This window comes from Corynebacterium gallinarum, assembly GCF_014837045.1.
GTDB classification, from domain to species: Bacteria; Actinomycetota; Actinomycetes; order Mycobacteriales; family Mycobacteriaceae; genus Corynebacterium; species Corynebacterium gallinarum.
In genome coordinates this window covers 124199-149239 of record NZ_JACSPR010000006.1, presented here as the reverse complement: position 1 = coordinate 149239, position 25041 = coordinate 124199, and the positions used below count along the sequence as shown (strand labels likewise).

General features: G+C 61.1%; 18 protein-coding genes and 1 pseudogene. 10 read left to right on the top strand and 9 right to left on the bottom strand.

The features are described 5' to 3' along the window. Positions 1-8 precede the first annotated feature (8 nt). The 4 genes from H9627_RS09750 (at position 9) to H9627_RS09735 (ending at position 4865) form a co-directional block, all read left to right on the top strand. Complete coding sequence (locus H9627_RS09750) at positions 9-1604, top strand: hypothetical protein (protein WP_191733841.1); 1596 nt, start codon at positions 9-11, stop codon at positions 1602-1604. 121 nt (positions 1605-1725) lie between these two features. Further along, the gene (locus H9627_RS09745) at positions 1726-2109 is read left to right on the top strand and encodes a hypothetical protein (RefSeq protein ID WP_225213718.1); all 384 of its coding nucleotides are present in this window, start codon (positions 1726-1728) and stop codon (positions 2107-2109) included. Between the two features lie 408 nt (positions 2110-2517). After that, positions 2518-3921: an NAD(P)-binding domain-containing protein gene (locus H9627_RS09740; protein ID WP_191733840.1), complete on the top strand. Its 1404-nt coding sequence runs from the start codon at positions 2518-2520 to the stop codon at positions 3919-3921. Between the two features lie 272 nt (positions 3922-4193). After that, complete coding sequence (locus H9627_RS09735) at positions 4194-4865, top strand: YczE/YyaS/YitT family protein (protein ID WP_191733839.1); 672 nt, start codon at positions 4194-4196, stop codon at positions 4863-4865. 21 nt (positions 4866-4886) lie between these two features. On the opposite strand, the gene H9627_RS09730 is transcribed toward H9627_RS09735, so the two are convergent. After that, the gene (locus tag H9627_RS09730) at positions 4887-6089 is read right to left on the bottom strand and encodes a pentapeptide repeat-containing protein (RefSeq protein WP_225213717.1); all 1203 of its coding nucleotides are present in this window, start codon (positions 6087-6089) and stop codon (positions 4887-4889) included. Positions 6090-6402: 313 nt separating this feature from the next. On the opposite strand from H9627_RS09730, the gene H9627_RS09725 reads away from it, so the two are divergent. After that, positions 6403-7827, top strand: a complete 1425-nt coding sequence (locus H9627_RS09725; RefSeq protein ID WP_191733838.1) for an alkaline phosphatase — start codon at positions 6403-6405, stop codon at positions 7825-7827. A 117-nt stretch (positions 7828-7944) separates the two neighbouring features. Here H9627_RS09725 and H9627_RS09720 read toward each other — a convergent pair whose 3' ends face one another. The 3 genes and pseudogenes from H9627_RS09720 to H9627_RS09710 all read right to left on the bottom strand — a co-directional run. Beyond that, positions 7945-9102 (bottom strand): DNA cytosine methyltransferase, encoded by a 1158-nt coding sequence (locus H9627_RS09720; RefSeq protein WP_191733837.1) that lies wholly within the window; start codon positions 9100-9102, stop codon positions 7945-7947. Positions 9103-9191: 89 nt separating this feature from the next. After that, positions 9192-9980 carry a GIY-YIG nuclease family protein gene (locus H9627_RS09715; protein ID WP_191733836.1) on the bottom strand — a complete coding sequence of 263 codons (789 nt, stop codon included), beginning with the start codon at positions 9978-9980 and terminating at the stop codon, positions 9192-9194. A gap of 117 nt (positions 9981-10097) precedes the next feature. After that, positions 10098-10223, bottom strand: a pseudogene (locus H9627_RS09710) (cytochrome ubiquinol oxidase subunit I); the annotation flags it as partial. Positions 10224-10463: 240 nt separating this feature from the next. Between H9627_RS09710 and H9627_RS09705 the strand changes: the two are divergent. Further along, on the top strand, positions 10464-11354 hold the full coding sequence (locus H9627_RS09705; RefSeq protein WP_191733835.1) for a patatin-like phospholipase family protein: 891 nt from the start codon (positions 10464-10466) through the stop codon (positions 11352-11354). Positions 11355-11495: 141 nt separating this feature from the next. Here the strand turns inward: H9627_RS09705 and H9627_RS09700 are convergent, their stop codons facing one another. Next, on the bottom strand, positions 11496-12467 hold the full coding sequence (locus H9627_RS09700; protein WP_191733834.1) for an arginase family protein: 972 nt from the start codon (positions 12465-12467) through the stop codon (positions 11496-11498). A 33-nt stretch (positions 12468-12500) separates the two neighbouring features. Next, on the bottom strand, positions 12501-13934 hold the full coding sequence (locus tag H9627_RS09695) for an amino acid permease (protein ID WP_191733833.1): 1434 nt from the start codon (positions 13932-13934) through the stop codon (positions 12501-12503). A gap of 355 nt (positions 13935-14289) precedes the next feature. On the opposite strand from H9627_RS09695, the gene H9627_RS09690 reads away from it, so the two are divergent. Further along, complete coding sequence (locus H9627_RS09690; RefSeq protein ID WP_191733832.1) at positions 14290-16485, top strand: DEAD/DEAH box helicase; 2196 nt, start codon at positions 14290-14292, stop codon at positions 16483-16485. Positions 16486-16785: 300 nt separating this feature from the next. On the opposite strand, the gene H9627_RS09685 is transcribed toward H9627_RS09690, so the two are convergent. The 3 genes from H9627_RS09685 to putP form a co-directional block, all read right to left on the bottom strand. Then, on the bottom strand, positions 16786-17259 hold the full coding sequence (locus H9627_RS09685) for a DUF2269 domain-containing protein (protein WP_191733831.1): 474 nt from the start codon (positions 17257-17259) through the stop codon (positions 16786-16788). A gap of 63 nt (positions 17260-17322) precedes the next feature. Beyond that, positions 17323-17862: an HNH endonuclease family protein gene (locus H9627_RS09680; protein ID WP_191733830.1), complete on the bottom strand. Its 540-nt coding sequence runs from the start codon at positions 17860-17862 to the stop codon at positions 17323-17325. A gap of 59 nt (positions 17863-17921) precedes the next feature. After that, positions 17922-19499, bottom strand: a complete 1578-nt coding sequence (gene putP, locus H9627_RS09675; protein ID WP_191733829.1) for a sodium/proline symporter PutP — start codon at positions 19497-19499, stop codon at positions 17922-17924. A gap of 348 nt (positions 19500-19847) precedes the next feature. On the opposite strand from putP, the gene H9627_RS09670 reads away from it, so the two are divergent. Genes H9627_RS09670 through H9627_RS09660 form a run of 3 tightly spaced genes read left to right on the top strand, consistent with a single transcriptional unit; the run spans position 19848 to position 25041 of the window. After that, positions 19848-22952 carry a DEAD/DEAH box helicase gene (locus H9627_RS09670; protein ID WP_191733828.1) on the top strand — a complete coding sequence of 1035 codons (3105 nt, stop codon included), beginning with the start codon at positions 19848-19850 and terminating at the stop codon, positions 22950-22952. Continuing rightward, a complete protein-coding gene (locus H9627_RS09665) occupies positions 22945-23829 on the top strand; it encodes a 2-oxo acid dehydrogenase (RefSeq protein ID WP_225213715.1) in 885 nt (294 codons plus the stop codon). The genes H9627_RS09670 and H9627_RS09665 overlap by 8 nt, the downstream gene beginning before the upstream one ends. Before the next feature lie 57 nt (positions 23830-23886). Then, positions 23887-25041, top strand: coding sequence for a metallophosphoesterase family protein (locus tag H9627_RS09660; RefSeq protein ID WP_191733908.1), 1155 nt, complete (start codon positions 23887-23889; stop codon positions 25039-25041).

The following is a 25041-nucleotide window of genomic DNA, read 5'->3' as shown; positions in this document are numbered from 1 at the left end:
ATGGCGGTATGACTGCTGAACACAATGCCACGCTCAGTGAACGTGGACCACAGTTCTTCACCGACGGGCCCATCACAGTCGCGATCGGCGGGGAAGCAGCCATCACCCGGTGGGAGATACTCGGCCACATGACCGCGGGCCGGTTGTCGGTGGATTCCGTTGCCCACGGGCTCACGCTGCTGGGCCTGCGCGATGACTTCGCCGATGACGCCGTGGTCTCGGTCTTTGTCGATGATGCGGAAGACCCCCTGGTGTTCGCCAACGTGGCCCCCGAGATCCCCGCGCGCCGGGTCCTGATCGCCGAGGCCATGGCCGCGGTGTGGAACAACCGGATCCAGGACATCGCCGATGCCTCGGCACCGCTCTACCAGGAGGCGGTGGAGGACCTCGGCCGCCTGGAGATCCCCGGTAGCCCTTACCTCAATGAACTGCTGGCGCAGCGACGACGGACCGCCATCACCGACCGGGCGGAGGTCGAGGCGCTGAACCAGCTGATCCACGAGCTGAGGCAGGCCGTGGTCTTCGGTGCGGCCGGGTTCCTCGCCGCCGATCCCGCGGAGCTGAAGGACACCACCCGCAAGGCGCTGGCACCGGATGGGTGGATCCACCGCGTCTCGCTGCTGGTCGCCGCGGAGGAATGCCTGGCGGGTGCCCTGTTGGCCGGGATCCGATCCACGGGTGATCCGGAGGCGGTGGCCGGGGGCCTGGCGGCGGACTGCACCTTCATGCTGGGCAACCGCGCCGCCGACCTGGACCTGTGCGAGGTGCTGGCCGATGTGGTGACGGTGCTGGAAGATCCCGCTCTGCGCCCCTCGCACCGGGTGACCCGGATGGTCACCCGGTCCACCCAGCGGATGCTGGACGGAGCGGTGCATATTATCCAGCCGTTTGTGAACCTCCGGGGACCCGGCAGCGATCGTGATGGGTGGTTACCGCCGGAACTCATGCCGGGGGAGCGGAGCAGGGATCCGCGGAATTCTGCCGCCGCCGCTGCCGACGAGGGACAGATTTTCGACGCCGAACTGGTGGAGGATTTCCGCCCCGAGGAGCTGGCCACGGCTTTCGGGGAACTCTTCGAGGAGATGCTGCCGGACGCCGAGGCTTATGTGAAGAAACTTCGCAACGACTATCCCGATGACTCCGCCAGCCAACGCAAAAACCGCGCCGAGCGACGGTTCATGGACCTGGCCACAGGCAAGACCGCTGACACCAACCTTGGTTATCTCGAACTCGATGAGGCGGTGGCACTGCACGCCATGACCCTGGCGCTGCTGCGCGAAGTGCCCGTGGACAATCCCGGCAAACGCGAACGTCAGGCACGCCAGCTGCAACTGGCCATCAGCGGATACGGGAAGCTGCAGGAATTTCCAGACAACCAGCTCATCCAGCGGGGAATCTCCATGGCACAGACCTCACTGTATGCGGTGGCGTTCCAACGTCTCGGCCAGGACAGGAGATTCCCCAAGCTGGCCGTGCTGATGGCCATGCTGGAGAGATTCGCCCCCACCGTGAATGAACGGTTGATCGCGGAACGGGCCCTGCATGTGATCAACGGGGGAGCGGTCCGGATCCTGGCGATGATGGTGGACAAGGCAATCCGGTAGACGGCGGCGAAAAACCCCCGAGCGCTCAAGCCCCTGGCACTAAAGCCCTCATGCCCCCAGCCGCTCATCCCCAGGTGGGACTACGAATTTGCTGGCAGTAATACTGGATCAGCATAAGAGCTTGTACAAAAATGGAATAAAACCAGACCGGGTGGTTGTGTCGCAGAACACATTCTGGTGGAATGGCCCCATGGAGCTACTACCTGGACTTGGAATCCTCATTGTCGGCTCAATGATGGCCATCGCCACCACGCTGTACCTGGCGCGGTGGAATCCTTTCATGCGATTACCTGTGTTTGTGGGCAATCCGGAGGATTACCCTTTCGGCCCTTATGTGGGTCGGGCGATGGGGTTCATGTTCCTCTTGATGGGTGGCGCGGTGTTGTATATGCCCATCAATATCTGGGGTGTGTTTCTGATGGTGCTTGCCGCCATTCCAGCTCTGATGTTGTCGCGGGATCATAACCGGCGTCTGGATGGGGATTTCGGGCCCGAGGTGGCGTGATCAAGCGTGATCGGGCGCGCACCGGAAGGCCGCCCACCCCCGATCATGCCCGTCCGCGAAGGTGCTGATCTGAAGGTATTTCCTGCCGGATAAATAAGTGAAACTTGCAAACTTCTGTTACTTTGATAAGGTTGTTTACGGACTAGAGCGAAAAAGGCTGTCGCCTTGCAGGCCCCCACTGACGAGTGTGGCCGCATGGGCGAGCCTATTTTTTTGCCCCGGCAGGTTATGCACCTTTACGCATAATCACCGGTTTCAGGTCCCATGATAAGAGCGTGTGGCCCTAGCGTGGCCGGCGGTGTGCTGGTTGGTGCCCTCAGACAGGGTGCGACAAGCATGTTCATCCCGGCCCCCTGCACGCACTGCGAATGAGGCCGCCTTGTGAAAGGGGTGGTCGGGAAGGCAAGTATGAGCAAGAAGCGTGTAGCGATCATCGGAGCTGGCCCGAGTGGAATGGCCCAGTTGAGGGCATTTGAGTCAGCGGAGAAGAAGGGACAGGAGATCCCTGAACTTGTCTGCTTTGAAAAGCAGGACGACTGGGGTGGCCAGTGGAATTACTCCTGGCGAACCGGAACCGACCATTATGGCGAGCCCGTCCACTCCAGCATGTACCGCAACCTGTGGTCCAACGGTCCGAAGGAGATCCTCGAATTCGCGGAGTACACCTTCGATGAGCACTTCGGTAAACCCATCTCCTCCTACCCGCCCCGTGAGGTGCTGTGGGATTACATCAACGGCCGCGCAGAGCAGTCGGATGTGAAGAAGTACGTCAAGTTCGCCCACGCCGTGCGCTGGGTCGATTTCGATGAGGACACCAAGCTGTTCACCGTTCACGTGGAAAACCTGCGCACCGGTGAGACCACCAGTGACACCTACGACAACGTCATTGTCGCCTCCGGCCACTTCACCTTCCCGAACATCCCGAATTTCGAGGGCATTGAGACCTTCCCCGGCCAGGTCATGCACGCCCACGAGTTCCGTGGTGCTGAAACCCTCGCTGACAAGGATGTTCTCCTGATCGGCGCATCCTATTCAGCCGAGGACATCGGTTCACAGGCGTATAAGATGGGTGCCCGTTCCATCACCTACAGCTACCGCACCAAGCCGATGGGTCACGGCTGGCCGGAGGAGATGGAGGAGCTGCCCCTGGTGGTGCGCTTCGAGGGTTCCACCGCGTACTTCAAGAATGGTGAGAAGCGCGACTTCGACGCTGTCATCTTCTGCACCGGTTACAAGCACCACTATCCGTTCCTGCCCTCCAGCCTGACGCTGCAGTCCGCGAACAACATCTACCCGGACACCCTCTACCGCGGTGTGGTCTCGGAGAAGAACAACCAGCTGTTCTGGTTGGGTTCCCAGGACCAGTGGCTGACCTTCAACATGTTTGACGCCCAGGCATGGTACACCCGCGACGTCATCCTCGGCCGCATCGAGCTGCCCACCGCTGAGGAACAGCGCGCCCACATGGACCAGTGGCTGGAGCGTTTCAACGCCATGAAGGACGAGTTCGACCAGATTGACTTCCAGTGCGACTACGTCAAGGATCTCATCGAGCAGACCGACTACCCGATGTTCGACCTCGACGAGGTGGCCAACATCCAGCGCCAGTGGCTGCAGTCGAAGAAGGAAGGCATCATGAACTTCCGTGATGCCACGTACACCTCGGTGATCACCGGCACAAAGGCCGCCGAGCACCACACCCCGTGGATGCTCGAGCTCGACGACAGCCTTGAGCGTTACCTCAGTGAGCCCGACGAGGACGAGGCCCGCCAGGTCTTCCGTGGCCAGATTCGCGAGGGCCAGGCCCGCTAGCCTGCGCTTTTCGACGCCTCAACCCCCGCCCCGCATTCTCCCACCCCGGAGATGCGGGGCGTTGTCGTCGGTTGGGGCGGACAAAGGGTGGATCTGTTGTCCTGTGAGCACGGGTTTGCTCACATACCAACAGATGACCCCGAAACCGCCATCCCACCGCCCGGAAACCCCGCAGCTGTTGTCCTGTGCGCGCCGAGTTGCTCACACACCAACAGATTCCAACCGCAGCGGGTAGTCCCGTAACCGGCGTCACTGGCTTAAGATCATTCCTTATGGTCGCAGATAAGACATCGAGGGATCCCTCCAAGCGGTACAGCACTCCCGTGCGGTGGGGGATGTTCTTCCTCGGGGTCTGGATCATGACCATCGGTATTGCCCTGACCGTCCACGCTGATCTCGGAACCACGCCCATCTCGACGGTGCCAGCTGCCATCGCGGCGGCCTCATCGTTGTCCTTTGGCGTGGTGACCGTTTTGATCAGTATCGTCCTGGTCATCGCCCAGAAAGTGATCCTGCGCAGTCGTTTCGTCACCTTCCAGTACTGGCAGTTCCTCGTGGCCGTTGTCTTCGGTGCGTTGTGCGATGTGTCGCTGTACATGATGGATTTCATCCAGCCCTCGAATTATCTGTGGCAGTGGGTCACGGTGATTGTCGGTGCCATCATGGTGTCGCTCGGGGTGTTCCTGCAGATCCTTCCGCGTATTCTCTATTCCCCGGGGGAGGGAATCGTCGCGGCGATCACGATCGCGTCGGGGTGGAGGTTCGGCACGGTCAAGCAGCTGTTCGACTGGTCCCTCATCCTCATCGCCGTCGCCATCGGTCTCATGTTCGTCGGCGAGCTCGTCGGGGTGCGCGAGGGCACAATCTTCGCGGCTTTCGCGGTGGGTGGTTTCGTCAAGCTCTACCAACGGCTTTACGACGCCCACCTGCGCCGCCCCCTCTAGCCCCTGAGGAGATGCCAGTAATCACCGACCGCGGATCTGTAGGGGTGAATCGCAGCTGTACTCAAACATCGCGGTTTTCAGCAGTCCGCTCGGGATCGCATTGTCCAGTTCCTTTATTACCGTGTCCTCGTCATAGCTGAAGCAGGTGCCATCGAGGGTCAGTTCCATGTTGCTGCCTTGGTCTGCGTGGAGTCCGAACCCGCTGCAGAACACCGCGTCGGAGAAGTCGGTGGTGGTGCTGAACTGGAACGGACCGAACATCACGGGGCAGTGGAAGTGGGTGCGGTGGAACTGGACCTCGTTGAACATCGCGGATCGGAACAGGGGAGAGGTGGTGAAGAAGGCATCATCGAAACACACGGAATCGATGAATTCTGATTTGTTGAAGGAGATCGGACCGCCGAAGAATACCTCGCAGAGATCGACACCGTCGCGGAAGGTGCACTTCTCGATGCGCGCAGTGGAGGTGAACTGCGCCTGCGAGAAGGTGGCATAGGAGGCGAAGTCAGAATCCTGGAAATGTGCCGTATCCCAGAACTGGGCTGAGGTGAAATCGGCATCGGCATCAAAGGTCACGGCGCGGAACCAGGATGAACCGGTGAAACAGACCTCGTCGAAGAAGGCATCACGATCGAACTGAGATTCATTGAATACCGCCAGGGCCGTGAATTCCGCCTCGGTGAATCTGGCGGTGTGGTGGAACTGTACCCGCTGGAGTGAGGTTAACCCGGTGAAGTGGGCGTGGGTGAACAGGACAGGTGCGTGGAACTGTGAATCGTTGAAGGAGGTGTTGCCGTGGAAATGGGCGTGGGCGAAGTTCACCGGTTTGGACAGTGTGGCCAGTGATAATCCGAAATCATGTAAATGGCAGTAGGTGAGATCCAGCCAGAGGTGGGACCAGTCGGCGATGCCCCCGAGGAATCTGGGGCGGAATCGGTCCACGATCAGGTTCTGGACGCGATGTTTGAACACCAACAGCTCTGACGCTGGTGTACTGCCGGTGATGGGGTCCCTGAGTTGGGAGCAGATCAGATTGAGGCAGGCCTGCTGTAATCGATATGACTCGTCGAGATCACCGTCATTGAGCTCCGCGCAGTCATCCGCGAGGGCGGACAGCGCATAGACCGCGGCCTCCCGTTCCACGATGCTGCGGTGATCGCCGAGGAGATCAGTAATTCTGAGGAACCGTTCGTTCAGTTCCCACTGCGGTGCCCGTGGTTCCATTTCGCATCCTCCATTACGTGTTCTCCCAATCTAATGGGAGCCTATCGAATAGTGTGGACGCGCTCAGCAGTTATGCGAACACAGCAGCTAACCCCCTTGTCGCCCGAGCTTTACTGAACATTATTTTCAAGTTTACCTGCCGGAAATCTATAGCTCTTACATTATGGATGTCCGCATCGGAGGAATTGTTAAAAGCCTCTGGTCTGCGGTTATCTCCCCACCGCACCCAGCACCATGCGTATACCAACGCATCCGGTGCTCGTTCTGGTGGGGTCAAATCATTTGATGATCTCATTCGATAAGGATTTACAAAGTGGCACTTTCCCGCCTCGCACTGCGCACTGTAGCGTCTGTCTCCGCGTCCGCCGTCGTCCTCGCCGGTCTCATGGCACCGGGCGTCGGCGCCCAGAGCAGCTTCGGTTCCTCCGACCTGTTCAACTACGGCTCCACCGCCCCGGAGGGCCCCTCCGAGCCCAAGAACATCATCTACATGGTCGGTGACGGCATGGGCTTCAACCATGTTGCTGCCACCAACCTGTATGAGACTGGCCAGACCAAGTATCAGGTCGAGGGCGAAGCCGACGCCGAGGCCCTCGAGGAGCTCCCAGGTGAAGCAGTCCAGGTCTACGAGGACTTCGACCTGGTGGGCATGACCACCTACCAGCACGGTGGTTCTTATGATCCGGTCCAGGCGTGGAATGACCACAACTACGTTAACACCGGTTCTATCACCGACTCCGCAGCGGCCGGCACCGCCATGGCCACCGGCGCGAAGACCACCAACGGTGCCATCGGTCTGGACCACGAGGGCAACGCCGTCGAGAACACCTCTGAGCGCGCCCTCGCCGTGGACAAGGCCGCCGGCGTTGTCTCCTCCGTGCCGTTCAGCCACGCCACCCCGGCTGCCTGGGCAGCCCACAACGAAAACCGCAATGACTACCAGGGTATCGCCACCGAGATGCTCAACTCCGACCTGGATGTCATCATGGGTGCCGGCCACCCGCTTTACGACGATTCCAACAACCTCCGCGACACCCCCCGCTACCAGTACATCTCCGAGACTGACTTCAACGCAGTCTCCAACGGTGACACCGACTTCACCTACGTGGAGGACAACGCTGACTTTGAGGCTCTGGCCAACGGTGACGTCGAGGATGATGCCCAGTACTTCGGTCTGGCCCAGGTTGCCTCCACCCTGCAGCAGGGTCGCGACGGCTTCTCCACCGCCCCCTACTCCGTTCCGCAGAACGACGTTGTCGATCTCGCCACCATGTCCGAAGGCGCACTCAACGTCCTGGGCCAGGACGAGGATGGCTTCCACCTCATGATCGAGGGCGGCGCCATCGACTGGACCGGCCACGCCAACGACATCTCCCGCAACATCGAGGAGCAGCAGGACTTCAACAACGCCGTCGACGCTGTTGTCGCATGGGTGGAGCAGAACTCCTCCTGGGATGAAACCCTGCTGATCGTCACCGCCGACCACGAGACCGGTTACCTCTCCGGCCAGGATGAGCTGCCCAACTGGAAGGCACTGACCGGTGAGGTTGGCGAGGTCCCGGCGCACGGCTGGTACTCCGGCAACCACACCAACCAGGTGGTTCCGTTCTTCTTCAAGGGCGCAGGCTCTGAGGACATCAAGGCCTCCATCGTCGGCGCCGACCCGGTCCGTGGTGGTTTCATCGACAACGTCACCATCGCCAACCTCACCTTCGGCAAGTGGTGGACCAAGGATTAATATCCTCGTTCACTAACCTCTGAAGGGTTTTTCCACAGGCGGAGCAGCGCGGGCTGCTCCGCCTTTCGGCGTTAAGGTCTCAATTATTTAAATCTCTGTGATCTTCACGCCACAGAATTACCCATTGCTAAGTAAGGACGGTTTGAGCGCCGGAGAGGAAGATGTTGGTGTTCCTAAAACGGGAAGTACCATATTTGCTGTAATCCATGATACTGCCGGGACTGAAACCGCATCACCGAAACCGTAATGGATCTGGCTCTCACGTAATCCGTCGAGGTTAAACCATCCAGCCCCCATTAAACGAGCATATTCAAGGCCGGTCATCCACCGAATGTTGACGCTTCCTTGACCCATAATAACGACCGCTTGTTTGGACGATCCTCCTCGAGCAGTGCGTAGACATCCCGAGACGTCTTCCGCCCGCATTTCCCATACGGGAATTCCATTACGGGTACGTCGGTAAGCGGTGCGAGCAACAATTAGAGGTGACTGAATGTAATTTCTCAAACGCTGGCGTTGAACATCTGACATGGAATGAACGAAATTCTCAACTCGTTCCTGATGCCACCACCGCTTATCAGTAGGATCCAATCTCTCAATAATTCCGGAGGTTAGTCCTTCAGTGACTAAATCAGGCAATTGCGGTAGAGGACTTAGGAAAGTATCGATTGCGGGATCACTATGAATGCTTGAAATTTTCTTAGGTCGAAGGCTTTCGTCTAATGACCCGCCCCCCCGGGGTTCCAATGCTCCAACCATAAACAACCGCGGGCGCGACTGGGGGAGAAAATGAAGAGTGTCTAGGACTATGCAGTCGACGGAATACCCTAATTCGTTGAATTCAAGAGCTGCTGCCCGTAAATCTGCTCCCTTATTCGATGAGGCAAGTCCTAGAACATTTTCCAATACCACCACTTTAGGTTTACGTTCACCCATTTCGCGAAGGACTCTAGTGAAACCAAAGAATGCAGAGGATTCGCGGCCGCCTCGAAGTCCTACGCGGTTACCCGCTAGTGAGAGATCTGTGCATGGAGACGAACTCCATGCGATATCGGCTGTAGGTACTGACTCGCCCCGAATCTCATGTATATCGGCCAATCGATATTCCGAACCATCCCATTGTTTCGAATACATGAGTTGTTTGGAAGGGTCATAATCATTAGCCCAGATGGTTGAAATGCCAAAGGTTCCCATGCCTGCTCGGGCTAAACCAATTCCCGCAAAGAATTCCAGCGCTTTCAAAGGTTCCTTTGATTGTGGAATGAATTGGTTCATATAAAGTGACCTCGATCTAACAGATGGCGACAAGTGAGAACATTATCCGCGTATGTTTATCCAAACAGATGTTCTTTTCAAGAGTCATACTAGTCTTCGCATTCTTCCTGCTCAAGCTCGTAGGATTCCGAATCTTTTTCAGAAAGGACGGAACCAACTAAACTCATGGAATCGATGCTCAAGGGTGACGGCTGGGGTCTTCCTTCACTAAAAGCAAGTCTCTCCGCAGATAAGAAGGTGAGTCGGATTGCCTGAATTACCAATACGCGACGCAAGCCGGTTGACACTTCGCCCCGCTCTCGGACGACGTCAGCCAAACGCGAAATGGTCTCTGCTCTTCTTGCAATGCGAATATCGGGATGACTCAAATGTTCATAATCCTCCACACTGATCACAGAACCTCGAAAGGACTCGGGAAGGTCCACTCGTGGATTCCTGGGGGGAATTTTTTCATTTAAGATTGCACGAAATTTAGACTTATCGATTGCCTTGAGATAGGCACTATATTCATATTCATCGAGACGCTTTTGAGCTGTCGGTTTGTCGATTCTTCCCAGAACTTGCAGATCCCATAGGGGCCAAACTTCTACTTCGGCGACTTCTAATACGTCAAGGACCCTCATAGCGACTGCATCTGTACGTTGATTTGTTAAGTGGCGTCGAACGCGGCCGCGAAGCGACTCTTTGGTTTGCCCGACATAAATTGGCTCTCCATCGAAATCATAAAAAGCGTAAACACCCCAAGTTGCAGCACCTATTACACGACCTTGTGGGTCTGCAGAATTGAGAAACTTCTCTAGAAGCGATCGAAACCGTTTGACGTCTCCCGCTGAGAGAGTACTTTTCTTAGGAGCTTTAGTTGGTTTTGCGGGATTCATTCCCAGAATGTTACTAGTAGAGTGTCGTGACTAATGTTCTGGGTACAGGTGGCGGAGCTTGATCCGTGCGTCCGTGGTGGTGAACTGCCAGTTCACGGGTCGTTGATCTGCATTGGTGGTGTCCTGCCAGAAAGTCTGCATCAGCGCCACCAGCGGTGCCAGGCCGATGGTCAACGGGACGAAAATGAAGTGATAGACGGTGGTGATACCGAACTGCCACCGTGCGATGTCAACGACATCCACGTGAAAACACTTCCCCTCAATAGGTGATCGGGTGCGACGGTCTCCTTGGGTAATGGATTGATGAAACCGTCATCTCCTCATAGGTCGTAAGATACCCCGGGGAGTTCCCGGTTGACCTCTTTCAGGGTTGGATATAATGCGGTCTACGTGCAGTTTTGTGGCGCACTGCACAGTTTCTCCGTGGGGGATGTGCAGGTTGGGGTGGCCAGCGACTCGGGTCGCACGCGTAAACTCATCCCCATGTCTTTATCCTCACCCCAGTACTTCCCGGATGTCGCCCTGATCATCGAGGGCGGTGGCACCCGCAACGCCTATACGGCCGCCGTGGTGGATCAGCTCATCGCCCACGACATCCATGTCGGTTGGGTTGGGGGAGTCTCCGCCGGATCCTCACACACGGTCAACTACCTGTCCGGGGACCGCTTCCGCACGAAGGCGAGTTTCGTGGATTTCGCCGCCGACCGCAGGCATTCGGGGATCCGCCCGTTTCTGCGTGGCAAGGGATATTTCCACGCCGAGCATATGTATGAGATCGCGCCGGGTGCCGACCAGCAGTACCCCTATGACTTCGAGACCTTCACCAACAATCCCACGCCGTTTCAGATCTCCGCAGTGCGGGCCGACACCGGGGAGACAGTGTTCTGGGGGAGGGAATCAGCCACCGACCTCTCGCAACTGATGAAGAGGGTGCGGGCCTCCTCCACCATGCCCGGGTTCATGCCGATCCCCATCATCGACGGCGCACCCTATGTCGACGGCGCCATCGGCGAGACCGGTGGGTTGATGCTGCAGCCGGCCCTGGGCGCCGGGTTTGAGCGTTTCCTGGTGCTGTCCTCCAGGCCACGGGACTACCGGCGTTCGGAGTTCACCCGCCCCGGTCTGCTCACCGCGGTACTCAGGCGTTATCCGGCGGTGGCGCAGGCAACCCTGGCTCGGCCCACACGGTACAACGAGACCAAGCAACGCATCCTCGACCTGGAGAAGGCCGGCCAGGCCTATGTGTTCTTCTCCGAGGATATGGCCATCCGGAACACCGAGATCAACCTGGGCAGACTCAGGGCCACCTTTGATGCGGGCATGCGTCAGGCGAGGCGTGACTGGCCGGCGATCATGGAGTTCCTGCGGGGCTGAGGACCTTTGAGAGGGTAAGAGCAGCTCTGAGATCCTCACCCGTCCTTCAGGTGCGTTTCCGCTCTCTCACGGATGCGACGGCCCGGTGCTCACAGGCCAACATCTGTGGGTGATGTCGGGGTTGCGGGGCACCTGAGGGGCTCATCTGTTGGCCTGTGAGCACATTTCCTGGGTGGCCTCGAGATGTGCTTCCGCGATCTCGTGGATGAGGCGGGCTGCGACGCGGGCGGTCTGATTGTTGTGGTCGAGGCGTGGGTTGACCTCGACGACGTCGACAAGCTTGAGGCGTCCGGTAGCGGCCAACCCGGTACAGATGGCCCGGATGCGGCCCAGCTCCACCCCGACCGCGGCCGGCGAGCCGGTGCCCGGGGCGAGCGCCTCGGAGAGCACATCGATGTCAACGGTGAGGTGGATGTGCTCGGCATCCCTGGCGAGCGCGAGCGCGTGATCGGCCGCCTCCTGCGGGCTCATCGCATTGAGCTCATCATCGGTGGTGACGTGGGTGCCGAAGTCCCGGGCCGCGTTGAACAGGAAGGTCGTGTTGTTGGGAACAGAGACCCCGAGCACGGAGTACCGGAATTCCTCTCCAACCAGTTCACGGACCTGCCGGAACGGGGTGCCGTTGGTGGGGCGCTCGGCTGCACGTAGATCCAGGTGGGCATCGAGGTTGATGATCGCAGGCGATGATCCCAGAACCCGGTAGATGCCGCGGTGCGAAGCGAACCCGGCCTCATGCCCGCCCCCGAGCACGATCGGCAGGTGGCCGGCGCGCGCGATGGTCTCGATGGCGGCGCTGAGCTCATCATGCCCGCGCTCCAGATCCCCATCGACGCGGATCGTGCCGGCGTCATACCGGGGCCGCGCGTCATGGACGGCGACCAGGCCGAGCACCCCGCGGATCGCATCGGGGCCCAGCGCCGCGCCTGCCGCGCCGTGGTTGCGCAGGTTGCCCTCGTCGGAGGCAAAACCAAGCGTGACGACGCCCGCATCCACCTCATCCGGCTCCGGAAGGGGCCTTACCGTGGTGTACCACAGCGCGTGCTCGGGGTTGTCGCCGTCGATGCGGCCCACCCAGGTGTCGGGAAGTTCAATGCCAAACAGTTCGTTGTCCATGCCCACCCACGGTAGGGAAGTGGGGCGAGGGTGTCAGACCTGCTGGGATCCGGTAGAAACGGATGAGGGACTACTCGCCGGAGCGATCGCCTTGGGGCGTCCGGTGGCGTAGTAGAGGATGGTCATCACCACGAGGAAACCGACGCCCACACTGAGGGCCAGGTGGTAGTTGTCGTACCAGACCATGATGCCGAAGGTGAAGGCGATGAAGATGATGGCGAAGTACTGCCCGAAGGGATAGAACGGTACTGGGAATTTCAGGTCCGCCACCTCCTGCGCACTCATCTGGCGGCGGGAGGCGACCTGGGCCAGCAGGATCATGAGCCACACATACACGGTGGCGAAGGTGGCCAGGGAGGCGACGATCTCAAAGACGCGCTCCGGCAGGATCACATTGAGCACCACACCCAGGATCAGGACGATGATCATGATGACGGTGGTCATGATCGGCACGCCGTTGCCGGCCACCTTGCCCATGATCTTCGGGGCCAGGTTCTCCTTGGCCAGGCCCGTCAGCACGCGGCCGGCGCCGAAGAGGTCGGCGTTGATGGCGGACAGCGCCGCGGTGATCACCACGAGGTTGAGCAGACCGGCGGCCCAGTTGACTCCAAGGGTGGAGAAGATCTGCACAAACGGTGATTCCTCACCGGTGATCGACTGCCACGGGTTCAGCGCCAGGATGACCAGGATGGCACCCACATAGAACAGCAGGATGCGCGCCGGGACGGTGTTGACGGCCTTCGGGATGGACTTCTCCGGATCCTCGGCCTCCGATCCGGCCACGCCGATGATCTCTGTGCCACCGAAGGCGAACAGGACCAAGATGAAGGCCGCGATCATGCCCTCGATGCCGTTGGGGAAGAAGCCACCGTGCTCCCACAGGTTGGAGATCCCGGAGACCTCCGGGGAGTTGCCCAGACCGAAGGCGAGGATGGCGGCACCACCGACGATCATGCCGATGACGGCGGTGACCTTGATCAGGGTGAACACGAACTCCAGTTCACCGAACCAGCGCACCGACGCCAGGTTCGCGCCACCGACGATGAGCAGTGTCGCCGCCACCCAGACCCACTGGGCGGTGTCGGGGAACCAGAATTTCATGTAGATGCCAATTGCGGTGAGATCCGCCAGGCAGACAATGAGCATCTCGAAGGCGAACATCCAGCCGGTGATGTACCCGGCCCAGCCACCGAGGTGCGCACGGGTGTACACGGCGAAGGAGCCGCGGATCGGATGCCTGACCGACATCTCACCCAGCGCCCGGAGCATGAAGTACACCACGGCCCCGCCCAGCAGGTAGACGAGCAGCACCGAGGGGCCGGCGGCCTGGATGGCACCGGCGGAACCGTAGAACAGTCCCGTGCCGATGGCTGAACCCAGCGCGATGAAATGAATGTGACGAGCGCGCAGACCCTTGAATTTCCTGGTCTGTACCGGTTGATCAGTCACGGTGGGGGAGGCATTCATGGAAATGCGGTCTCCGTTTCAAAGGGACATTCCCGCTGTGCCGGACAGGGATCACCTGTGTGAGGGGCGCGAGCGGTACGGGATTTGAACGAAAGTCACCTTACTCGCTGGACGCACAAATACTATGATCGGACTATTGGGCGGGGCAGTAGGGAATGTCCCATTGAGAGGTGCTTCGTGATCAGTGTCACCTTCCCGAGGGCCTGTGGGACGGTGGAACGGGCGTCGACAGGCATTTTTGGGACAAAATCGTGACCTGCGTTTCATTTTCGCAGCTCACGGTCCTGGGTGTGATGCGTGCCGACGCGGGGTGGCTATGGAGTTTTTCCGGCTGGTGGCGTAAGTTGGGGGAACAATGAGAAATACCGATAACGTCAACGGCGACGTAGAACAGCCGGATAACGTCATTTCGTCGGAATCTCAGGAAACCCCGCAGGGTGACTCAGCAGTAGCTGACTTCGCTCTCGAGACCCCCACCAACACTGTTGAAGGCACCACTGTGCCTGAGGGTAGCGAAGAGATCACCAGGGTTGCGGAAATTTCTGAGGACGCCGACTCCGCCGAAGCAGCGGACAGCGCGAGCAATGTAATCAATGAGAATGTGAATGAGGACTCCTCGGAAGACGTAACCCAGTCTTCAAACGAGTCATCCTCTACGGAAGCCTCCACCGGCTTCGATGCACTCGGACTGCCACAGCAGGTTCTTGACGCTGTGCGCAAGGTTGGTTTCGAAACTCCTTCCCCCATCCAGGCACAGACCATCCCCGTCCTCATGGACGGACACGATGTGGTCGGCCTCGCACAGACCGGTACCGGTAAGACCGCAGCCTTCGCGCTGCCGGTTCTGTCCCGCATCGACAAGTCCGTGCGCAGCCCCCAGGCTCTCGTGCTTGCCCCGACCCGTGAGCTGGCGCTCCAGGTCGCTGATTCCTTCCAGTCCTTCGCCGATCACCTCGGTGGCATCAACGTCCTGCCGATCTACGGTGGACAGGCCTACGGCATCCAGCTGTCCGGCCTGCGTCGTGGTGCCCACGTCGTCGTCGGTACCCCGGGCCGCATCATCGATCACCTGGAGAAGGGCTCACTGGATATCTCCGGTCTGCGCTTCCTCGTGCTCGATGAGGCCGATGAGATGCTCAACATGGGCTTCCAGGAGGATGTCGAGCGCATCCTCGCCGACACACCCACTGACAAGCAGGTCGCACTGTTCTCCGCGACCATGCCCAACGGCATCCGTCGCCTGAGCAAGCAGTACCTGAACAACCCGCAGGAGATCTCGGTCAAGTCCGAGACTCGCACCGCCACCAACATCACCCAGCGCTTCCTGTCTGTTGCACACCGCAACAAGATGGACGCACTGACCCGCATCCTCGAGGTCACCGAGTTCGAGGCAATGATCCTGTTCGTGCGCACCAAGCACGAAACCGAAGAGGTCGCAGAGAAGCTGCGTGCACGTGGTTTCTCCGCAGCGGCCATCAACGGTGACATCGCCCAGGCTCAGCGTGAGCGCACCGTCGACCAGCTCAAGGATGGCCGTCTGGACATCCTGGTTGCCACCGACGTTGCCGCCCGTGGTCTCGACGTTGAGCGCATCTCCCATGTGCTCAACTACGACATCCCGAACGACACCGAGTCCTACGTCCACCGCATTGGCCGCACCGGCCGTGCAGGACGTACCGGCGAGGCCATCCTGTTCGTCACCCCACGTGAGCGTCGTATGCTCCGCTCCATCGAGCGGGCCACCAACGCCCCACTGGTGGAGATGGAACTGCCGACCGTGGACGAGGTCAACGAGTACCGCAAGGTCAAGTTCGCCGACTCCATCACCGAGGCACTCGAGAACCCCCAGGTCGCTCTCTTCCGCACTCTGATCAAGGAGTACGCCGACAAGAACGACGTACCCCTCGAGGACGTCGCCGCCGCACTGGCCACCCAGGCTCAGGCCGGCAACGACTTCTTCCTGACCGAGCAGGCCGCTGACCGCGACCGTGGCCGGGACCGTGACCGCGGAGACCGCGGCGATCGACGTCGTGACCGCGACTTCGACGACCGTGGTGGCCGTGGCCGCGACCGGGGTGACCGTCCGTCCCGCTTCGACCGTGACGACGCAAACCTGGCCACCTACCGCATCGCGGTGGGCAAGCGTCAGCACGTCCGCCCAGGTGCCATCGTCGGCGCCCTGGCCAACGAGGGTGGTCTGAACTCCAAGGACTTCGGACGCATCACCATTGCAGCCGACCACACCCTGGTCGAACTGCCCAAGGATCTGCCACAGAGTGTCCTGGACAACCTCCGCGACACCCGCATCTCCGGCCAGCTCATCAACATCGAACGTGACTCCGGTGGACGCCCACCACGTCGCTTCGAGCGCGATGACCGTGGCGGCGACCGCGGTGGATTCCGCGGCGGCCGTGAAGGCGGCTCACGTGGCGGCGACCGCGGAGGTTTCCGCGGCGGCCGTGAAGGCGGCTCACGTGGCGGCGACCGCGGTGGATTCCGCGGCGGCCGTGACCGTGATGATCGCGGTGGCCGAGGCGGCTGGAGGGACTAGTTTCCCCGGTTGACTGACCAATAACAAGCGACCCTTCTCCCTGGTGGGAGGAGGGTCGCTGTTGTTGTGTCGGGGGACCTGCGAGGGTCCTGCGGCAGACTGTGCGAGACGGCTGGTGAACGACATCGTTGTTCTGTGCCGGAAACACCCCTATGTTGGCTTTTTCCACCATAAACCAACCATGTCGTTCACGGCTGTCGGCTCCTCAGCTTCCGCAACAGCCGGCGTACCGCACGAAAAACCGCGACACCGGAAGAACCGGTGCCGCGGTGTGGCCTATCCAGGGGACGGTGCCCGGGGTTAAAGGAACATGGTGATGGCGGTGAGCACCCAGAGCAGAGCCCAGATACCACCGAACATCGACAGCTGGCTCTTGGCCTTGTTCCAGTCCGCGATCTGGTAGGACTTGGCGGCCAGTTCATCAGGCTCCAGGAATCCGAGTGCACCCATCATGGTCTTCTGTCGGGGGAAGATCAGAAACAGCAGTACAGCCCAGGCAAGCAGTGACAGGACGATCGCGGCGTGGAACTGGTACTGCTGAAAGTAGTAGCCGACATCGGTGAACATCACGGCGACACCCAGAAGTGGGACCAGGAGCGAGAAGACGCCGTAATTCTGGGTGATCCTGTAGAGGTTCTTGGCGGCCCCGGCGGCTTCGGTGTCGCCGTTGTTGGCCTCCGCGGCGCGGACGTGGAAGGACGAGGTGGCCACAGTCACCGGTCCCAGGAAGAGGATGGCGGCGAGGACATGCAGGATGATCACAACGGTGGTCACGAGGGGTGGGGGCCTTTCGGTCGTGGGATGGAAATTCTGCTCCGAATAACCCTAATCAGGCGTTTACAGAATCGCTAACCCGCAACTGCGTCTGCCCGCCCGGATGTCCTGCTCCGGCAGGGGGAGTTCGTAGGCGGCGGCCACGTCGAAGAGCCTGCCCACATACCAGCACCGGACGGAACGGTTCGTGGGGAGCCACTGGCTGGGCAGCTGATCGGATTTCTGCTGGTTCTCAGCCCGGTTGACCAGCACCAGATTGGCGGGATCGTTGGCAAACTCGATGCGTTCCAGTGCGGTCCACCTGTGGGCGCCCAGATCCCAGGCGGCACTGAGGGGGAGGATGTGGTCCACCTCGGCGGTGGAGAGATCAAGGGGTTCACCGGAATAGGGGTCGGTTGCTCCGGAGGCCTCCACCACGGATTCCCGGACCCCCGGGAGCCAGGTGCCGAACATCTGGTCGCGGTCGTATCCGATGATCCGGACCCGTTGCGGTACCGGTTCCACCGGGGCGAGGTTGGTGCCTGAGGTGGTGATGTAGGGGATCGCGGTATAGAGAAGGAGTAGAAAGGTGAAAACGGCGAGTAACCGGGTAAATGTTGTCACATCCTGGTTAGACTCGCCGTTTCCGGGAGGGGTTCCCACACAGGGGTTTCCGGGCCCTTCTAGCGGCCCTTCTTGATCTCCTGGGCGACCTCGGAGAAGTCCACGTCCTCATCGGCCATGCTGGTGGCATGCGAGAGGCGGACCGCGGTGTCGAACTCGTCGGTGATCTCCTGGGAGGGTGCCTTGGTGGCCAGGGAGACGATGACCATGGCGATGGTGGCCAGGGCAAAGCCCGGGACGATCTCATAGATGATGTCACCGAGGGCGGTGCTGCCCCAGACGATGGAGACCACGGCACCGGTGATCATGCCGGCGATGGCACCCGGTGCGTTGAGACGCTTCCAGTACAGCATGGCCAGGATGATCGGGCCGAAGGCGGAACCGAAACCGGCCCAGGCGAAACCAACCAGGCCAAGGATGGAGTCAGAGGGGTTGACCGCCATGACACCGGCGATGATGGCCAGGATGATCACTGTGGCACGCGACAGCGTGAGCAGGGTCTTCTGGCTCAGGCCGTCCTTCTTGACCACGTGCAGTAGATCCTCGATCAGCGAGGAGGCGGTGACCAGCAGCTGGGAGGACATGGTGGACATGATGGCTGCCAGCACGGCGGTGAGCACCAGGCCGGCAATCAGTGGGTGGAACAGTACCCGGGCCAGATCCAGGAAGACCGATTCATAGGCCCTGGTGTCGGTGACGGAGAAATCCGGGTTCTGGGCGAAGAATACAGTCGCGGCCATGGCGGTGAAGGTGGCACCGATCAGGCACAGAATCATCCAGGAAATACCGATGCGACGGCCCTGCTTGGCCTCGGCGGGGGAACGCAGCGCCATGAAACGCACCACGATGTGGGGCTGGCCGAAATACCCCAGACCCCAGGCGATGTTGCCGATGATCGCGGCGACGGACACCCCGGTGATCATGGAGAAGTAGGTGGGGTTGCCCTCGCCATCGGTGTACGGGCCGTAATCATTAGAAGCGGCGAAGCTGAAGATATCAGCGGGGTTGTTCAACGCCAGGATGGCGAAGACCGGCACGATGATCAGCGAGAAGAACATGATCGTGCCCTGCACGGCATCGGTGTAGGACACCGCCAGGAAACCACCTACGAAGGTGTAAACCACCGTCACCGAGGCCACGATCATCATGCCGGTGAGGTAGTCACCGCCGAAGGTGGATTGCCAGTACACGCCACCGGCGACCATGCCGGAGGACACATAGAAGGTGAAGAAGACAATGATGATCAGTGCGGCAATGATGCGCAGGAGCCGGGAATGGTCACGCAGGCGGTTCTCGAAGAACGAGGGTAGGGTGATCGAGTTGCGTGATACCTCGGTGTAGGAACGCAGACGTGGTGCCACCCACATCCAGTTGGCCCAGGCGCCGATGGTCAGGCCGATGGCGATCCACAGCTCTGACATGCCGGTGACGTAGAGGGCACCGGGCAGGCCCATGAGCAGCCAGCCTGACATATCCGAGGCGCCGGCGGACATGGCGGCCACAAACGGGTTCAGGCCACGGCCGCCGAGCATGTACTCGTCGTAGTGTGCGGTTTTGCGGTAGCTCCAGAAACCGATGAGCACCATGACCAACATGTAGATAATGATGGCGATGATGAACCAGGTGTTATCACTCACGAGGTTCTCCTTCAGGGGGTTGTTGTACATGGGCGAAGCGCGGTCCCATCACCACCGGGGGTCACCCGGGGGCGGGTGGGAGCACACTTCCTTCAAAAACGGAATGAAAAACGTGTGAAGCCCAACACTAACCCACAGTCCGGCGCGATGAAACACACAGAAAACAAACCACCCCAATGTGGGAGGGGCTGGATCCGGGCAGTAACCGGCGGATCGCGACACCCGGTACGCGAGGCCTACACACCGACGATCCCCACTGCCCGGAAGAACAGGATAGGGTAGAAGAGTTATCCTCCGTGTTCGCACATGGATACGAGTAATGGTGTCGGTACTGCGTAGAAAGAGCACATGACTTCTCATCTGCTGCATGGTCTGTGGATCAAAGACCGGGGGCTTCAACTGTGGATCGAGCAGGTTGAGGGCCACAGGATCGTTCTGCCCGAGGCAGTCCCCGCGGGCACGTTTCCGCCGGTGGTGGACCGGATCCTCGAGGGCAGGTCGTTCCGTGCCCGGATGAACGTGCAGTTGCGGACCCCGAAGGGCCGCCAGGTGGCGCTGCCCACCCCCACTGCGGCCTTCGCCCCGGAGGAGGCGGTGCTGGTGCTTGCCCAGCTCAGTTTCCTCCAGGCGGAGTTGCCCGCCGCCACCCGTGCCCAGCGCGAGACCATCGCCGCGGATCTGCGGTGGATCATCACCATGTATCAGGGTCTCACGCGTTTCGTGCAGGCCGGCCGGGTCACCCTGCGCACGGTCATGATGGACAACGCCTGGTGGCCCCAGTGGCAGCTGGCGGCGAGCCTGTCCGAGCGGGGCTGGCTCGCGGAGATGAACAACGCCGCCCCGGGCATCCTGCTGAAGAACGGGGGTCGGGACCTGGCCGGCACCATGGCCAATGATCTGCCCCACTGGATCGCCAACCACATCCTGTCCGATTACCGGGATGAGGTCCTGCCGTACGCGCGGCATGAATTCCTCGATGCACTGCTGTACGACCGTCCGCTGCGCAAGGGGTCAACCACCCTCACGCATGCGCTCAACCAGTGGAAGAACACGATCAGTTCCGCGGCCCTGCAGCTCGTGATCATCGTGGAGGAACCACCGGCGGAGTCCGACTACGAGGACCCGATGGATTCGATCTGGCCGGTGCGTCTGATGGTGCGCTCCGGTGTGGATGCCCCGCAGCCGATCCAGAAGCACTCCATTGATACCGGTGGCCTGGAGTCCCTGCGCCAGCAGTTCGAGACCGCCAAGACGATCTCCTACCTGCTCGATCCCGCCCGCGATGACGCGATCCCTGCGCACATGCACAACACCGTGCCCACGGGCGACTGGGATGTCTTCCTCAACACCGCGGAGATCGTTGACTTTATCGGCCATGACGTCGCAAAGCTCAAGAAGGCCGGGATCACCGTCATGCTGCCCAAGGCGTGGAGCGCGTACGAGACGCGCGCCAAGGTCGAGTCGCGGACGCCGGGGGACCCGGCGGACTCCTCGACCCAGTCCATCATCGGTCTGGACCAGCTGGTGGAATATGACTGGAAGATCAGCGTCGGCGAGGTGGAACTCACCGATGATGAGATGCGTGAGCTGGTGGAATCCAAGACCGGTCTGATCCGTCTGCGCGGTGACTGGGTCATGGCCGACCAGGATGCCCTGCGCCGGATCACCGGGTACATGGAGGAGCTGTCCAAGTCCTCCCGCAAACGCGCCAAGGCCGAGATGGAGGAGGCCGCCATGCAGGCCCAGCTCGCCGAGGCCAGCGGCGCAGAGGGGTGGCAGCTGCTCACGGCGCGTGCGGAGGAACTGCGCCAGCGTTTCAACGAGCAGTTCAGCGGCGACGGCACCGGCGAGGTCACCCTCCAGGAGCTGCGTGAGATCGCCCTCAAGGCCGCGGAGAACGAACCCGTGGAGTTCACCGGTTCCCAGTGGTACACCTCGCTGCTGGGAGGCACCGAGACCCCGGCACCACGCCGGGTGGAGATCCCGGAGACGGTCACCGCCGACCTGCGCGAATACCAGCGCCGCGGCGTGGACTGGTTGTACTGGATGTCGGAGAACAACCTCGGGGCCGTGCTCGCCGACGACATGGGCCTGGGCAAGACCCTGCAGCTGCTGACCCTGCTGGCCGTCGAACGCGCCGAGCACCCCGACCGGGAACCGAAACCCACCCTGGTGGTCTGCCCGACCTCGGTGGTGGGCAACTGGGCGGTCGAGGCCGCCAAGTTCGTCCCCGGCCTCAAGGTGGTCGTCCACCACGGGCCCCAGCGCGAGAACGGGCAGGCCTTCGTGGACAAGGCGCGCCGGGCTGATCTGGTGGTGACGTCCTACGGCGTGGTCACCCGCGACTTCAAGCTGCTTGGCGACGTCGCTTTCGATCGCGTGGTCCTCGACGAGGCCCAGGCCATCAAGAACTCCTCCACGAGGATCTCCAAGGCGGTGCGTTCCCTACCGTCCCGCCACCGTGTCGCCCTGACCGGCACCCCGGTGGAGAACCGCCTGGCGGAGATGCGCTCCATCCTCGACTTCTGCAACCCGGGTGTCCTGGGCAGCGCCTCCTTCTTCCGCAACCACTTCGCCAAGGCGATTGAACGGGACCAGGATGATGAGATGACGGAGCGTCTGCGTCAGCTCACCGCACCGTTCATCCTGCGCCGTCTCAAGACCGACACCGCCATCATCGATGACCTGCCCGAGAAATCCGAGCAGATCATCCGGGTGGACATGACCGCGGAACAGGCCTCCCTGTACAAGGCGCTGGTTGATGATGTGCAGCAGCAGCTCAGCCAGCGGCAGGGCATGTCACGCAAGGGTCTGGTGCTGGCCACCATCACCCGCATCAAACAGATCTGCAACCACCCGGCGCACTTCCTCAATGATGGCTCCCCGCTGACCCTGCGGGGTCGTCACCGGTCCGGCAAGGTGGAGGCGCTGATGGACCTGCTTGACGACGCGGTGGCCCAGGAGCGTCGCATGCTCATCTTCACCCAGTACACCGCCTTCGGCCAGATCCTGGCCCCATACCTCTCCGACCGGCTGGGCGCCGACATCCCCTTCCTCCACGGCGGGGTGAGCAAACTCGGCCGTGACCGGATGGTGTCCAAATTCCAGGCCGGGGACGGCCCACCGGCGATGATCCTGTCGCTCAAGGCCGGCGGCACGGGTCTGAACCTCACCGCCGCGTCGATCGTGGTACACATGGACCGCTGGTGGAACCCCGCGGTGGAGAACCAGGCCACCGACCGTGCCTTCCGCATCGGGCAGAAGAAGAATGTGGATGTGTACAAGATGATCACCGCCGGCACCATGGAGGAATCCATCCAGGACATCCTCGACGGCAAGATGCACCTGGCCAGCGCCATCGTCGGCGAGGGCGAGGGCTGGATCACCGAACTCAACCCGGACGAGCTGGCAGCCCTGATGAGTTACCGCGAGAGGGAGGGCGCTGATGCCTGATACCACCCAGTCTGATTCCGGCCAGGGCGCGTCCCGTCGCCCCCGCATGGACAATGTCATCTACGCCAACTTCGGCGCGAAGACCCAGGTCACCAGCACGGAACCGGAGAAGGGGGACCAGACCAGCAGGGTCCGCCAGAAACGGTTCAGCCCCACCGGCAACCGTGTGGTCCAGCTGACCCTGAAAAACGCCGATTCGGGTCGTATCCGGCGCGGTGAGGACTATTACCGCAACGGCAATGTCACCGGGGTGCAGGTGCTCGAGGGGCGGATCTCGTGCAAGGTCGCCGGGTCCCAGAACGAGCCTTTCGACGTGCTGATGACCTTCCCGTACCGCAGCTCGGAGAAACTCCGCGCGGCGTATGCCACCATCGCCGAGACCCCCAACGGCATGAAACTGGTGCGTGAGGGCCGGCTGACCTCGGCGATGCTCGATCACCTCATCGGGGATCATGATGAGTCGATCTACTTCGACTGCACCTGCCCCGACCGCACCCTGGTGTGTAAACATGCCGTGGCGGCCGCCTATGTGGTGGCGGAGAAGATGACCGCCAGTCCAGCGATGGTGCTGGACATGCGCGGGCAGGGGATGGCGGGCCTGGAGGCCCTGATCAACACCTTCCACACCCGCGGCGAGGAGGAACCGGAGACCAACGAGTCCTTCTGGGAGGGTCGCACACTGCCGGATCTGCCGAACCCGAAGGTGGCCGCCGCGATCGACGATTCCGACATCAACTACCTGCACCGGGCCCTGCGACTGGTCTCCTACACCTCGCTGGAACAGCTGCGCGCGGTCAGTGACATCGAGGACATGTATGAGATCCTCACCTCCACGCATCCGAGCCAGCGCGCCGATGATGCCGATGATGAGGTCTGACGCTGTCGCAGGCAGTAGCGAACAGCGGGTGCCCCCGTGTCCACCCCATGTGCTGAGATGGATGACATGACTGACAGCGTGAAGTTTCTGCACTCCTCGGACCTCCAGATCGGTATGACCCGGTGGTTTCTCTCCGCCGAGGCCCAGGCCCGTTTCGATGATGACCGCATCCGGTCCATTGAACGGATGGGGGAGGTGGCGGTGGCACACGGGTGCCGGTTCATTGTCGTGGCCGGGGACGTGTTCGAACACAACTCACTCCACCAGCAGACCACCGGACGGGCACTTGATGCACTGCGTGGGCTGCCGGTGCCGGTCTACCTGTTACCCGGAAACCATGATCCCCTCACCGCGGATTCCATCTTCTACCGGATGGAGGACATCGACACGGTCACGGTGCTCAAGGACACGGACGTCCATGAGATCCTCCCCGGTGTCGAACTGGTCGGGGCGCCCCTGCTGAGCAAGACCGCCACCACGGATCTGGTCCGCGCGGCACTGGAACCACTGGAACCCACGGACAAGATCCGCATCGCGGTGGGCCATGGTCAGGCAGAGGCCCACACCACCGATGCCCGCCCCGACCTCATCGACCTCGCCCATGTGGAATCCCGGCTGGCGGACGGCACCATCGACTACCTCGCCCTGGGTGATACCCACTCGGCCGAACAGGTGGGTGACACCGGCCGGGTGTGGTTCTCCGGCGCCCCGGAAACCACCGATTTCCACGACCTGGACCCCACCCGCGTCGGCGGCGAGATCAACTCAGGCAACGTCCTCGTGGTCACCGCCTCCAAGGGGCACGCCGAGGTGCAACAGGTCCCGGTGGGCAAGTGGGTCTTCGAGGCCCTCAACCGTGAACTGACCTCCGATGAGGACATCGACGAGTTCCTGACCACGCTGCGGACCTACCCCGACAAGTCCCGCACGGTCATCAAATACGGCCTTCAGGGCACCATCACCCTGGAGCAGAACCGCCTCCTGGAGGAGGGGCTCGCCAGCCTGGAGGACATCTTCGCCTCCCTCAAACCCCGGGAGCGCACCACCGACCTCGTCCTCGAGCCCGGCGATGAGGAACTGGCCAACCTCGATGTCACCGGGTACGCGGCGGAGGCGTTGCGGGAGCTTGTCGACGCAGTCACAGACGGCCCCGCCTCAGAGGTCGACCGTGATGCCCTCAACCTGATGTTCCGACTGAGCAGGGAGAACTAA

What these genes read in the sequence shown, in the direction of transcription:
- H9627_RS09750 (WP_191733841.1), top strand. Translation starts at nt 9, where the DNA reads ATGACTGCTGAACACAATGCCACGCTCAGTGAACGTGGACCACAGTTC.
- H9627_RS09740 (WP_191733840.1), top strand. Translation starts at nt 2,518, where the DNA reads ATGAGCAAGAAGCGTGTAGCGATCATCGGAGCTGGCCCGAGTGGAATG.
- H9627_RS09735 (WP_191733839.1), top strand. Translation starts at nt 4,194, where the DNA reads ATGGTCGCAGATAAGACATCGAGGGATCCCTCCAAGCGGTACAGCACT.
- H9627_RS09730 (WP_225213717.1), bottom strand. Translation starts at nt 6,089, where the DNA reads ATGGAACCACGGGCACCGCAGTGGGAACTGAACGAACGGTTCCTCAGA.
- H9627_RS09720 (WP_191733837.1), bottom strand. Translation starts at nt 9,102, where the DNA reads ATGAACCAATTCATTCCACAATCAAAGGAACCTTTGAAAGCGCTGGAA.
- H9627_RS09715 (WP_191733836.1), bottom strand. Translation starts at nt 9,980, where the DNA reads ATGAATCCCGCAAAACCAACTAAAGCTCCTAAGAAAAGTACTCTCTCA.
- H9627_RS09705 (WP_191733835.1), top strand. Translation starts at nt 10,464, where the DNA reads ATGTCTTTATCCTCACCCCAGTACTTCCCGGATGTCGCCCTGATCATC.
- H9627_RS09700 (WP_191733834.1), bottom strand. Translation starts at nt 12,467, where the DNA reads ATGGACAACGAACTGTTTGGCATTGAACTTCCCGACACCTGGGTGGGC.
- H9627_RS09695 (WP_191733833.1), bottom strand. Translation starts at nt 13,934, where the DNA reads ATGAATGCCTCCCCCACCGTGACTGATCAACCGGTACAGACCAGGAAA.
- H9627_RS09690 (WP_191733832.1), top strand. Translation starts at nt 14,290, where the DNA reads ATGAGAAATACCGATAACGTCAACGGCGACGTAGAACAGCCGGATAAC.
- H9627_RS09670 (WP_191733828.1), top strand. Translation starts at nt 19,848, where the DNA reads ATGACTTCTCATCTGCTGCATGGTCTGTGGATCAAAGACCGGGGGCTT.
- H9627_RS09665 (WP_225213715.1), top strand. Translation starts at nt 22,945, where the DNA reads ATGCCTGATACCACCCAGTCTGATTCCGGCCAGGGCGCGTCCCGTCGC.
- H9627_RS09660 (WP_191733908.1), top strand. Translation starts at nt 23,887, where the DNA reads ATGGATGACATGACTGACAGCGTGAAGTTTCTGCACTCCTCGGACCTC.